Origin of the sequence: Halobacillus sp. B29, from assembly GCF_052246755.1 — a bacterium.
Classification (GTDB): Bacteria; Bacillota; Bacilli; order Bacillales; family Halobacillaceae; genus Halobacillus; species Halobacillus halophilus.
In genome coordinates this window covers 21,574-34,486 of the sequence record NZ_JBQQCM010000013.1, presented here as the reverse complement: position 1 = coordinate 34,486, position 12,913 = coordinate 21,574, and the positions used below count along the sequence as shown (strand labels likewise).

The window sequence follows — 12,913 nt, the reverse complement described above, 5'->3', positions numbered from 1 at the left end:
AAAACCACATGTAAAGAGGTTCTGTTAAAGTTTATTGTCTAATTTCATATGAGGTTATTACCCAATAGGGACGGTTAGTTAAAGACTTAATTTCGAGATAAATGGGATCCGTTACGAAATGAGGAGCGGGCCGGTGGGGAAATAACTCGCTTTCCTATGGCCCTACTCGACGTAGGGTCGATCGACGTTGCCATAGGACGTGGCGACCTTAGTCGATCCTCCTTTTACCATGAGCTTCCTCGCTCGTTTCACTCCCTGCGGGATCTCACCTAGTTCCTTCTCCCATGGGAGTCTCGCCATTTCCCCACCAACCAACCCAGCCCTGGGAGAATACCGGACCCTGCCAGAAGAGAGAATGCTCTCCTTCTTAACTGATCTTAAATGCTTCTATGATAGGCTGTGCCACATATTTATAGCATGAAAAATCCTCATGTTCCATGCTGTTTTTGGTCATCAAGAAGATATCTTAAGTGGTTTCGAGTTTCTAATTTGGCCAGGTCCGGAGGAGGGACGATGAAGACTCCTGTGGGATGAACATGATCGGTAAGATCCCGGAAGGCGAAGCCTGAGGAAGCTTACCACATGCCCACGGAAAGCGAAATCGTCCCCCGAAGGACCTAATTCTCACAGAAGTCTCGAAACTGAGTCTTCCAGTATCGGGAGCTTTACTGGAAGATCGAGACGGTGGTTCACACTTCCTCATAGGTAAAAAGTTTAGTTGACTTTCGTAATAGTTCTTTTCTATAATCAATACAAACATGATAATGAGAATCATTATCAAATATTGATGAGGAGGAAAAGTTGTGCAACAAACATCCAACTACACGGAACTGACGATCACAGAGGGAGAAAACATAGAGAGTTTCTCATTCCGCCCGTTAGATGCTGACAGAGACGTTGAACTGCTTTATGACTGGATGCATCAAAAACATATCGCTCCATTCTGGAAGCTGGATCTTCCATTAGCTGATTTGAAAACATGGGTACATAAATCCGTAGAAGCGAAACATAAGGACTGCTATGTAGGATTTTATAACGGCGAGCCCGTCTGCTATCTGATTGCTTACTCCGTAGAAGAAGACCCAATCAAAGATTACTACAACAATAAAAAAGGTGATCTGGGGATGCACCTCCTGATCGGACCTCACTCCTACTTAAATAAAGAGGATGGACTATCTATTGTGCGGGCCATGATCCTATTTTTATTTGACCGCTATAATGCGGGCCGGATTATTGGCGAACCTGATCGAAGGAACCGAATCGTTATTCCCATTTTGAGAGAGTTAGGCGGAGAAGTGCTCGGCCGGATCCAACTGCCGAACAAAAAAGCTGTCTTAATCTCAGGAGAAAAAGCACCTGTTAAAGAAAACCTCAACGAAAAGAAAATCGATGTTGATATTCGTAAGTCCATGACGGTCCCGGGAAATGAGCTGGTTTGATGAGAGGGACGATAAAAGTAGACGCACAAGTGGTTCATTTACTGGAAACGATTGGGGCGAAGATGGTCGAGCTGGAGCATCCCCCTTTAGATCAGTTGACTCCGGAGCAATCAAGAGATTACTACCAGGTGGCGAGAAGTTATTTCACAGAACTGCCTGTCGATGGGGTGACGGTGGAAGAGAACTGCTTTCAGGGGAGAGATGGACATGACCTTCCTGTCAGAATCTATAAGCCGGAAGGAACAGGCCCCTTCCCGGTTCTTGTCTATTTTCACGGAGGAGGCTGGGTGTTCGGTGACTTAGACAGCTCAGATAATGTCTGCAGATATCTATCTAAACATGCCCAAACCATCGTTGTGTCTGTCGGTTACCGGCTCGCGCCCGAGCATACCTATCCGGCAGCTTTTCATGATGCTATTGATGCGGTCAGATGGATTTCTCGTCAGCTGGAAGAATGGAACGGAGATTTATCACGCTTGGCGGTAGGCGGGGAAAGCTCCGGCGGAAATCTTGCTGCGGCTGCGGCTATTTATTTTAGAGATACAGAGGAATTGGAGCTATCCTGCCAATTTCTTATTACGCCTGTGTTGGATTATAATTTTGACACCCAATCGTACCAGGCCAATTACCAATACAACTTGACGAATGAAAAAATGAAGTGGTTTTTCAATCATTACTTGAATGATCCTGCTGATGGGGGAGAGGTGTATGTATCGCCGCTCCGGCTGCAAAATCTAAAGAAGCTGCCGCAGACGCTATTGGTGACGGCTGAATTCGATCCCTTACGGGAAGAAGGCTTCGCGTACGGCAAGCGGCTGGAAGACTTCGGGGTAGAAGTAGATCTCTATCATTACGAGGACCTTGTCCATAGTTTTATCAATATGATTGGTGTGGTCGACCGTTCGCATCAGGCTCTGGACGAAACGACAAGAAAGTTAAAAGAAATCCTGTACGCTTAGTCAAATCCACCTTCTGAGAAGAAGGTGGATTTTTTACTATCGAGTAATAGGCTGACGCACAATCGCAAACGTTCAGACTAAGTCTCTTTCTATGAAAATGGTCCTCTTTGTATAGACAGGTATAAATTACTAATTATTAAACGACAAATATCTGATTTTTTCAATAAAAAAGCCTTTATAGCAAGGCTCAAGGTACATATCTCTACTTAATTGATAATGATAATGGTTTTCAATTATTGTTGACATTGATAATCATTATCAACTAATATGACGTTGAACAGCCAATTGATTTAGAAGGAGTTGGAAAAATGAGCGTTACAACAAGCAAATCCAATCAAGATTTATTGAATCAGCAGGAAAAAAGGGAATCCAATGCGCGCTCTTATCCGCGCCGTATCCCATTAGCGATTAAAGAAGCGGAAGGTATATATATTACAGATGTCGAGGGAAGAACCTATATAGATTGTCTGGCAGGAGCGGGGACACTAGCTTTAGGACATAATCACCCGGTAGTCATTGAGGCTATGCATAAAGTTCTTCATGACCGGCTGCCGTTACATACATTGGATATTACGACCGAAGTGAAAGAACGTTTTGTAGATGAATTGTTTTCAAGTCTTCCAGAAGGATTCCGGGACCGGGCGAAAATTCAGTTCTGCGGTCCGACCGGCGGGGATGCGATCGAAGCAGCTTTAAAGCTTGCGAAGACCGCAACGGGCAGACAGAGCTTATTAACCTTCCAGGGCGGTTATCACGGGTCAACGCATGGAACGATGTCCATAAGCGGAAATCTGGCTCCTAAAATGAAGGTTCAGGGGCTCGTTCCGGATACACATTTTCTGCCGTACCCCTATGATTACCGCTGTCCTTTCGGAAAAGGCGGGGAAGAAGGAGCTGCACTGAGTGCGGCATACATTGAACAGTTGTTAGATGATCCGGAAAGCGGCATTCTTCCTCCGGCAGCGATGATTTTTGAAACCGTACAGGGTGAAGGAGGAGCCATACCAGCTTCGATTGAATGGCTGAAAGAAATGCGGAGAATCACCAAAGACCACGGCATTCCGTTAATTATTGATGAAGTGCAGACAGGGATTGGCCGGACAGGGGAGATGTTCTCATTTGAACACGCCGGAATTGTTCCGGATGCTTTCGTCCTATCGAAAGCGTTAGGCGGAAGTCTTCCGCTGTCGGTCGTCGTGTATGACCGCGATCTTGATGAGTGGGAACCAGGGGCTCACATCGGTACCTTCCGCGGAAATCAGATGGCAATGGCTGCAGGAACGGCAACCCTTAAGTACGTGAAAGAGCATCAGCTCGCGTCTCATGCTTCCGAAATAGGGGAGAAACTTTTACAGGAATTGAGAAACATGCAGCAGCATTATCCCGAGCTTGGCGATGTTCGCGGCCGCGGACTGATGATTGGCGTCGAGATGGTTGATCCATCTGGAAAGTCTTCTCCACGAGGAGCGTATCCCGCGGATGGAGCGCTTGCGAGCCGCGTTCAAAAAGAATGCTTTGACCGCGGGCTGATCATTGAAGTCGGAGGCAGACACGGAGCAGTCGTGCGGTTCTTACCTCCACTTATTATTTCAGACGAACAGGCAGAAGAAGTACTCTCGATCTTCCGTGAAGCGGTAGCGGCCGCTCTTTCGGAGTAAGCCTATGGTGACGACAACCAAAAATCACACAGCCAATTTATTCGATCTGTTTGTCCTTCAGCAGGGCGAAGAAGGGGCAGAAGCTTTTCGTAAACAAACCGATCTGGTCGCGGACATGATCGCTGACGTTTTAAGAGAAACCGACCAGCCTTTTACAGGGCTTAAGGTGGATGAGATTAAACAGCAGCTGAGCCCAGTGATGAGTATTCCTGAAACAGCGCAGTCGCTCCAAGAAGTGCTGCAGGAGATTAAAGGACCAATTTTAAAAAACAGTCTGCATGTGTCTCATGAAAAGAGTATGGCTCATCTTCACTGCCCGCCCCTTTTACCAGGGGTGCTGGCTGAGTTAATCATTGGAGCTCTTAATCAGTCGATGGATTCCTGGGATCAGAGTCCTGCCGCTACCTATGTGGAAGAAGAACTCATTCGCTATGTTACAGAGACCGTGAATTATCCGGAAACTGCGGATGGCGTTTTCACAAGCGGCGGCACCCAGTCGAACTATATGGGAATGCTGCTTGCGCGCGACGCCTTTTGCCTGTCGCAATGGAACCATCGTGTTCAGACGGAAGGACTGCCGGAAAACTTTACGAAAATGAGAGTGCTTTGCTCAGAGAACGCTCATTTCTCGGTTAAAAAATCGATCTCCCAGCTTGGGCTTGGAGAGCAGGCGGTCATCCCGGTTCCCGTGGATGAGCATCATCAAATGGATCCAAACGAAGCGGAACGTATCGTAGAAGAGCTGGAATCAGCTGGTCTGCTTCCCTTTGCGGTCGCTGCTACATGCGGGACGACGGATTATGGCAGCATGGATCCTTTAGAGGATCTTGCCGACCTTTGTAAGGATAAGGGGCTTTGGCTCCATGTGGATGCTGCCTATGGTGGAGGTTTGCTGCTCAGTCATCAACACCGGCATAAGCTTGCGGGCTTAGAAAGAGCGGATTCGATGGCGCTTGATTTTCATAAGTGGCTGTTTCAGCCGATCAGCTGCGGGGTGTTTTTGTTAAAAGACCGGAAGCATCTGCGTCTGTTATCCCATCATGCGGATTATCTTAACCCTGTTGAAGATGAAGAGGACGGCATCCTGAACCTGGTAGATAAAAGTATCCAGACCACACGGAGGTTTGATGCGCTCAAGGTACTGATGACGTTGAAAACGATGGGAACTAGTTTGTTAGGAAGCATGATTGATCGAACGATGGAAGTGGCTCAATATGCTGCAAGTGAGCTTGAGAAACGCCCTTGTTTTAAAGTGATGAACTCAAAGCCTGAAATGTCGACCGTCGTGTTTCAATATCGCCAGGATGAAATCGACTCTCCTGGAGAGCTGAACCGGAACATCCAGCAGCAGCTTTTTCAGGAAGGCAGGGCGGTGATCGCAAAAACAGGGGTGGATGGAGAAACGCACCTTAAATTTACGTTGTTAAATCCGCGTACGAGTGAAGAAGATGTGGACGAAGTGATCGATGAGATTGAAAAAACAGCAAATGCAATCGTAGGAGGGACTCCTCATTGATAAAAGCAAAAGAAATAGCAGAACAGGCAACGATGCAGAGCTTTCTCAATTGTTACTTAAGAGAAACAGAGTATTATGAATGGACAACAGCGCCGGATTCATCAGTGGAAGAAGGAAAGAGGATTTTGCGTTTACCTTTAACGCGGCAGAAGCTCGCCGTGTATGTACCTGTCCAGTATTGGTCTTTAACGGGAAGACATCTATTTGACTTTCCGATCTCCTATCGAGCCGAAGGTTATGATGATGATCATACCCTCGATTATGTCACGATGACCAGCTTGCTCGTAAAAGAATGGCTGCTTGGTCATGGGCAGGAATTCTCTGAAGATGAGCTGGTGCTGCGCGTACTGCTCAGCTGCCAAAAGATGAAAGACTATGTCAGCGAGCGAGTAGGTGACCGCCAAAGTTTAGTAGAGGAAGAGTTTACCTATATCGAGGCGGAGCAGTCGTTATTGTTCGGACATTTGATGCATCCGACGCCAAAAAGTAAACAGGGTCTGACGGATGCTGAGGACCGGATGTACTCACCGGAACATAAGGGCAGATTTCAACTTCATTATTTTAGTGCGGACCCGGAACTCGTCGATCAGGATTTCAGTCTGGACTGTTCAGCGGCGGAGCTGATTTATGAAGATGCGGCCCAGGGGCAGGATGCAGAGAAGCTGGAAGCGGAGTGGAAGCAAGGACGCTATTTAATTCCCATGCATCCTCTTCAGGTAAAAGCGGTGCTGCAGGAGGAAGAAGTCCAGCGGCTGCTAACGTCAGGCGCACTAAAGAATGTCGGACCGGCCGGTTTATTTTTTACAGCGACGTCTTCGTTCCGGACGCTATACAGTGAAGATTCCCGGTTTATGTACAAGTTTTCGATACCGGTGAAAATCACCAATTCCCTTCGAACCAACCAGCCGAAAGAACTGGCAAGAGGGGTGGAAGTGACCAGATTATTAGATACAGAACTTGGGCACGAATTAAAAGCCCGTTACCCGCAGTTTCACATTATGAAAGATCCGGCCTTTATTAATCTGAAATCTAGTAAAGAGGTTTCTGGGTTTGAAGTGGCTCTGAGAGAAAATCCATTCTATCAAAATAGCCAGCAGTCAAGCTTAGTTGCCGGTCTTGTGCAAGACCATGCTTATGGTGGAAAGTCCAGATTGTATTCTCTGATCCAGGGAATCTCGAATCGGGAAGGGCGGACTGTTGAAGCAGTCAGTCTGGACTGGTTCCGACAGTATCTAACGATTTGTCTGGATCCAATTCTTTGGCTGTTCACGACTTACGGAATTGCTCCGGAGGCTCACCAGCAGAACTCGGTCGTCCGGTTAGAGAATGGCTATCCAAAAGAATTCTATTACCGGGACAATCAAGGCTATTACTTCAGCCGGTCGAAGGAGGAGCAGCTGAAAGCCCTTCTGCCTTCTTTAAATGAAAAAAGTGACACGATTTGTGCGGATGAGGTGGCCGAGGAGCGGCTTCGCTATTACTTTTTCTTCAATCACTTGTTTGGATTGATTAATGGATTTGGCGTGAGCGGGCTGATCGAAGAGGAGAGGTTGATGGATCATTTACGCCTGCGTCTGAAGGAATATCTTCCATCTCCGTTGATTCAGAGTTTGCTGGAAGAAAGTAAACTTCCATGCAAAGCGAACCTTTTGACACGTTTGTATGACATGGATGAACTGGTGGGACCGATGGAAGCCCAGTCCGTGTACACGGCGGTGGATAATCCACTCGCGGTAAAGGCAGGGGTTCGTGTATGACGCTTGAATTTGAATGGTACGACGAAACCATCGAGCGCACCATCGGGTTCCGCCAAGCTGCCTTTGAGGATGTGGAATTGGTGCACCGGTGGATGAACGAAGAGCATGTCCACCCCTTCTGGAATTTAAATATTTCACTCGATCGGTTTCAAACCCACTTTCGTAAAGCGCTAGCTGACGATCATCAGACACTTTATCTCGGCACGATCGACGGCGAAGTGATGAGCTACTGGGAAGCCTACTGGGTGAAAGGGGATATCATCGCCAACTATTACACAGCGGAAGCCTGGGATCAGGGAGTGCATCTTTTGATTGGAGAAAAAGGTTTTCTAGGCGCAGGCTTCGCCCTTCCCATGCTGAGGGCGATGGTTCGCTTTCAATTCCAGCAGGCATCTACTGCCCGGGTTGTGGCTGAACCGGATATTCGTAATGAAAAAATGATTCATGTATTTAAAAAGTGCGGCTTCTCACCAATTACTCCGGTAACGCTGCCTGATAAGGAAGGATTGCTTATGTTTTGTGAACGCGAAGAATTTGAAACGAGGTGGAACAATGAACGCAGAGAAACAGGTGTATGACGTCATTGGCATCGGACTGGGACCATTCAATCTGGGGATGGCTGCGCTGCTCGATCCGGTGGAGGATGTCTCGGCATTATTCCTGGAGAAAGAAGAGGAGTTCAACTGGCATCCTCATATGCTGATTGAGGGAACTACGCTGCAGGTGCCTTTTTTTGCGGATCTGGTCAGCATGGCTGATGTAACGAGTAAGTACAGCTTCTTACATTATCTGCAGCAGCATAACCGGCTGTATCACTTTTATTTTCTTGAGAAGTTCCATATTCCAAGAAAGGAATACAATCACTATTGCCGCTGGGTCAGTGAGCGGCTGGCCTCCTGTCGGTTTGGCAGCGAAGTGACTGACGTAACGACGATTCCGGTCGAAGGAGAGACGGTCTATCAGGTGACTGCGGAAGACTTGAAAACGGGTCGTGAGTATCGATTTCTGGCTAGACACATCGTTATGGGGATAGGTACGGAGCCGCGGGTGCCGGAAGCGTTCCAAGACGCGCTCGGTGAATCGGTGTTTCATACGTCCGAATACTTAGCTCGAAAGCCGGACTGCAATCTGGGGCAGTCGGTTGCGGTGATCGGCTCGGGACAGAGTGCAGCTGAGGTATTTTTAGATGTAGCGAAGCACCAGGAAGAGAGATTAGGATCGCTGGAGTGGTACACGAGGTCGCCAGGTTTTTTCCCTATGGAGTACTCCAAGCTCGGCCTTGAGTATTTTTCACCGGACTATATTGACTTCTTTTATCAGCTTCCGCAAGTCAAAAAGGATCAGCTGCTGAATGAACAGGATCTTCTTTATAAAGGGATTAGTTCAGAAACGATCGCGGAGATTTACGATCATTTATATGAAAGGACGGTCGGTAATGCTGATCCTGGTATTCATCTGCAGGCGATGACCGAATTGAAAGAAATCGAGCAGCAGGGTCAGAACTTTAGGTTAAACGGTTATCAAAAGGTAACCGGCGAGCCTGTAGAGGTCGAAGCAGATGTCGTTATTTTAGGGACGGGTTATCAGCCTCGTGTTCCTGCTTTTTTCAAAGAAATGAAAGAAGCGATCATCTGGGATGAACAGGGGCGGTTTGTCGTGAACAAAGGCTATGATTTGGCGACTCGTCTACAGACACAGGGTCAGATTTTTATACAAAATGGAGAACTCCATACGCACGGAGTCGGAGCACCGGACCTTGGTTTAGGGGCTTATCGAAATGCCGTCATTATTAACCAAATTGCTGGGCGAGAAGTTTATTCTGTAGATGAAAAGCACGTGTTTCAGACCTTTGGAACAAAAAAGCAGCCAGTGCCGCTATATTAATTAGTCTTACACATAAGCTCCGGATTGCGTAAGGATTAGTTTCGAGATGTTGGTAATAAGTGATGGTGGTTGGTAAAACGGCTCGCTTTCCATGGGCATGTGTTGAGCTTCCTCGGGCTCGTATAGCCCTCCGGGATCTCACCGATCATGTTCATCCCATAGGAGTCTCGCCGTTTTTCCAACCCCCATACGTTAAGTAGAGGCTCGAAACGATATCCATGGTGTAGGGCTTTTATACGAAGAAAGCTTGATTTGCAGCTTTATTATACAAGTGATTCGCATAATGACAGCTTCCGTTTATCTAAGATGATTTCGAGCCTTTTATATCGTAAGGGTCGTTGGGGAAGGGGGAGACTCCCGTGGGAGAAGGGAGTTGGCGAGATCCCACAGGGCGCAGCCCGAGGAAGCTTGCCGGTTCCCCCACAGGAAAGCGAGTCCTTCCCCAACGACCCTATTGCTACAAACATCTCGAAATTCAGTCTTACACCATGATAAAAAATCAATAACTACGCCTGACATAACCATTATTTATATAGAAAGAAGGGATCGTCTTGTTGTTTCAAAAGGAAATTCACGAACAGTTAAACGCGAAGGATTGGAAAGAAGCTAATCAGCAATTGATCGCAAAGATGTTAGCTGAGTATATGTATGAGGATATGATCCAGCCGGAAATCCTTCACTCAAGCGGGAAAATGCGAACGTATGAACTGAGCGTATCCAGCGATAAAGCGTACCAGTTTGACGCAGAACAGCGTCTATTCGATAGCTTTGATGTCAGTAAAGAATCTATCGTACAAATCGAGAAGGGAGAGGAAAAAGAAGCTGAGAGTGCGATTGAACTGCTTGTCGATCTGAAAGAAATCATTGGCATGTCGGCCGAAACGACAGGCCACTTAATTAAAGAGCTCAACGCAACCTTAATCGCTGATGTCCATCTAATGCAGAAGACAGACCGCACCTCCGAACAACTTTTATCAGCTGATTATGCGGAACTGGAAGGATATATGAAAGGTCATCCGTGGATTACATACAATAAAGGAAGAATTGGCTTTGGCTATGAAGAATATTTGCAGTTTGCCCCGGAGCACCAGCAGGAAGTCCAGCTTTCCTGGATTGCTGCACATAAAAAATTAGCCAGCTTTCAATCGGTCGAGGACGTTAGCTACGAACGACTGCTTGAGCAGGAATTAAGTGAAGAGGAAAGAAGTGCTTTTTCTCAAAAAGTAGTAACAGAAGACCGCGATCCTGAGGATTATTATTTCTTTCCGGTGCATGAATGGCAGTGGAAGAATCAGTTGATCCAGCATTTCCCTGAAGAAATAGCGAAAAAGGAGATCATCGCCCTGGGTGACGGAAAAGATGCTTATCTTCCTCAGCAGTCAATTCGTACATTTGTGAATAAAATTTCTACAGAAAAGCACCACGTGAAGCTGCCGATGAGTATTTTAAACACGCTGGTTTATCGTGGGCTTCCGTCAGAGCGGACGCTTATTGCTCCGAAGGTAACGGAGCTGATTAAAGGAATGTATGAAAACGATGATTTCTTGAAAAATGAGTGCCGCGTCATCCTGCCTGGTGAAAATGCCAGTATCAATGTTGACCATAAACATTATTCCGCGGTAAAGGATACCCCGTATCAATACCTGGAAATGTTAGGAGCGATTTGGCGGGAAAGTATTTATACGTATTTAGAAGAAGGGGAGCAAGCGATCACACTTGCCGCTCTTTTACACGAAGACCACAACGGGACGCCTTATATCCAGGCCATGATGGAGGCGTCAGGACTTGAACCGGAAGAATGGATGAAGAAATTTTATCAAGTAGTGATGGACCCGCTGCTTCATTATCTATATCAGTACGGCACTGTTTTTTCACCGCACGGGCAGAACACGATTCTTGTGTTGAAAAATCATCAGCCGCACCGATTGGCGATTAAAGACTTCGTCGATGACGTCAATGTTACGGATCAGCCGTTTCCAGAGCTCGCTGACTTATCAGACGAGATGAAAACGGTCCTGCGTACGGAACCGCCGGAAGGTTTGACGCAATTTATCTTTACGGGATTGTTTATCTGCCACCTGCGTTATTTGAGTCATCAATTAGAAAATCATAATTTACTGAACGAGGAGAAGTTCTGGCAGCTGCTGGCGGAATCCATCCATCATTACCAGGAAAGATTTCCGGAATTGGAAGAGAGATTTGAACTATTCGATTTCTTCAAACCGGAAATGACCAAGCTTTGTCTCAATCGCAACCGCATGGTTGATTATGGCTACGCTGATGGAGATGACCGGCCGCACGCATCCGAATTTGGTCGTGTAACCAATGCTCTCGCAGCTTTTAAAAAACAATCAAACCTTACTACGTAAAGAAAAGAGGAATCTATCTTGGCACGGGTCTTACAAAAATATGGAGGGACTTCTTTACAATCAACTGAGCGGATCCGGCTTATTGCAGACAGGGCCATTCGCGAACAGGAGAACGGCAGTCAGCTGGTCATTGTAGTTTCGGCCATGGGTGATACTACCAACCAACTGGTGCAGCTGGCGAGCGAGGTTTCTTCCTGTACTGCAGGAAGAGAACTCGATTTATTGTTATCTACCGGTGAACAAATCTCAAGTTCGCTTCTTGCGCTCGCTATACAGGAAAGAGGCAGGGAAGCAATCGCTTTGACAGGAGCTCAGGCAGGGCTTGAAACAGAAGAGGTGCACGGCGATGCCAGAATTACAGACGTAAACACCGCGAAGATTCGGGAAGAATTGAATGCAGGAAAAATCGTACTGGTTGCCGGCTTTCAAGGATGTGCAAAAAATCAGGAAATCTGCACACTTGGCCGCGGAGGATCAGACACGACAGCCGCGGCGCTCGCGGCCGCATTGCAAGCAGACCGCTGTGAAATTTTTACCGATGTGGACGGAGTTTACTCGGCTGATCCCCGCTATGTTCTCGGAGCAAGGAAACATGAACGTTTGAATTATACCCATTTGCTTACCCTGGCTGAGACGGGAGCGGAAGTTGTCCACCCGAGAGCAGTGGCGTATGCGCAAGATCACCAGATTCCTCTCGTGGTGCGTTCCAGTTTTCATGAACAGGAAGGGACGAAGATTCAGCATGATAGCGGGATTGCCTTTCCAGTGGTCGGGGTTACTTTTCAAAAAGGATTATCCTATTTTCAATGGAGAGGTAAAATTGAGGAAGAAGAGCTTCTGGCCGGATTAGCTGATGTGAATTCCTTAGTAGGAAACGTGCAGGTCAGTAATGGGCACACAGATTTGATAATCAAGGAGGAGCATGGGAGCGAGATGTCAGCCTGGTTGAATGAGAATAAGCATAAATTGGGCATCAATTCGATTCAACATGCTGAAGGAATGACTGCGGTCCATCTCGTGTTTGCCGACCTTGATGAAAAACGAAGGCTGGCTCCTTTATTGAATGAGAAAGAGCTTGTGCCTTCTGGAGATGTGTACCGAATAAATTGTGCTCCGGATGCATGGAGTGTCGTTGTACCAGAGGAGTATGCGGTTGAAGTGGCACAGCGAATTCATGATTGGTTTATGGGGTTGGAAAGTAAGAAAGCATCCATCGCACTTTAAAATAAAGAAGACCGGTTCCAGAACAGGACTCGGTCTTCTTTTTAATGGAAAAAACTTTTGAGAAAAAAGCATACCTTAAACGAATTCCTTTACTCTATTTCCTATCT

The 12,913-nt window shown here is 46.9% G+C and carries 9 protein-coding genes; all 9 read left to right on the top strand.

The window, feature by feature from the left end; translation table 11 throughout:
- Positions 1-803: 803 nt before the first annotated feature.
- The 9 genes from ACTWP7_RS15900 to ACTWP7_RS15860 all read left to right on the top strand — a co-directional run bounded on the left by ACTWP7_RS15900 (position 804) and on the right by ACTWP7_RS15860 (position 12,806).
- A complete protein-coding gene (locus ACTWP7_RS15900) occupies positions 804-1,439 on the top strand; it encodes a GNAT family N-acetyltransferase (RefSeq protein ID WP_443124037.1) in 636 nt (211 codons plus the stop codon).
- Positions 1,439-2,398: an alpha/beta hydrolase gene (locus ACTWP7_RS15895; RefSeq protein ID WP_443124036.1), complete on the top strand. Its 960-nt coding sequence runs from the start codon at positions 1,439-1,441 to the stop codon at positions 2,396-2,398. Before ACTWP7_RS15900 ends, ACTWP7_RS15895 begins: the two co-directional genes overlap by 1 nt.
- Before the next feature lie 308 nt (positions 2,399-2,706).
- A complete protein-coding gene (locus ACTWP7_RS15890) occupies positions 2,707-4,056 on the top strand; it encodes an aspartate aminotransferase family protein (protein ID WP_443124035.1) in 1,350 nt (449 codons plus the stop codon).
- Positions 4,057-4,060: 4 nt separating this feature from the next.
- Positions 4,061-5,572 (top strand): pyridoxal phosphate-dependent decarboxylase family protein, encoded by a 1,512-nt coding sequence (locus ACTWP7_RS15885; protein ID WP_443124034.1) that lies wholly within the window; start codon positions 4,061-4,063, stop codon positions 5,570-5,572.
- A gap of 32 nt (positions 5,573-5,604) precedes the next feature.
- On the top strand, positions 5,605-7,329 hold the full coding sequence (locus ACTWP7_RS15880) for an IucA/IucC family protein (protein ID WP_443124131.1): 1,725 nt from the start codon (positions 5,605-5,607) through the stop codon (positions 7,327-7,329).
- A 29-nt stretch (positions 7,330-7,358) separates the two neighbouring features.
- Positions 7,359-7,907 carry a GNAT family N-acetyltransferase gene (locus ACTWP7_RS15875; RefSeq protein WP_443124130.1) on the top strand — a complete coding sequence of 183 codons (549 nt, stop codon included), beginning with the start codon at positions 7,359-7,361 and terminating at the stop codon, positions 7,905-7,907.
- Entirely contained in the window at positions 7,882-9,213 is a 1,332-nt protein-coding gene (locus ACTWP7_RS15870) for a lysine N(6)-hydroxylase/L-ornithine N(5)-oxygenase family protein (protein ID WP_443124033.1), read from the top strand. The genes ACTWP7_RS15875 and ACTWP7_RS15870 overlap by 26 nt, the downstream gene beginning before the upstream one ends.
- Positions 9,214-9,764: 551 nt before the next feature.
- A complete protein-coding gene (locus ACTWP7_RS15865) occupies positions 9,765-11,582 on the top strand; it encodes an IucA/IucC family protein (RefSeq protein WP_443124032.1) in 1,818 nt (605 codons plus the stop codon).
- A gap of 18 nt (positions 11,583-11,600) precedes the next feature.
- Positions 11,601-12,806: an aspartate kinase gene (locus ACTWP7_RS15860; RefSeq protein WP_443124031.1), complete on the top strand. Its 1,206-nt coding sequence runs from the start codon at positions 11,601-11,603 to the stop codon at positions 12,804-12,806.
- The last annotated feature ends 107 nt before the right edge of the window (positions 12,807-12,913 follow it).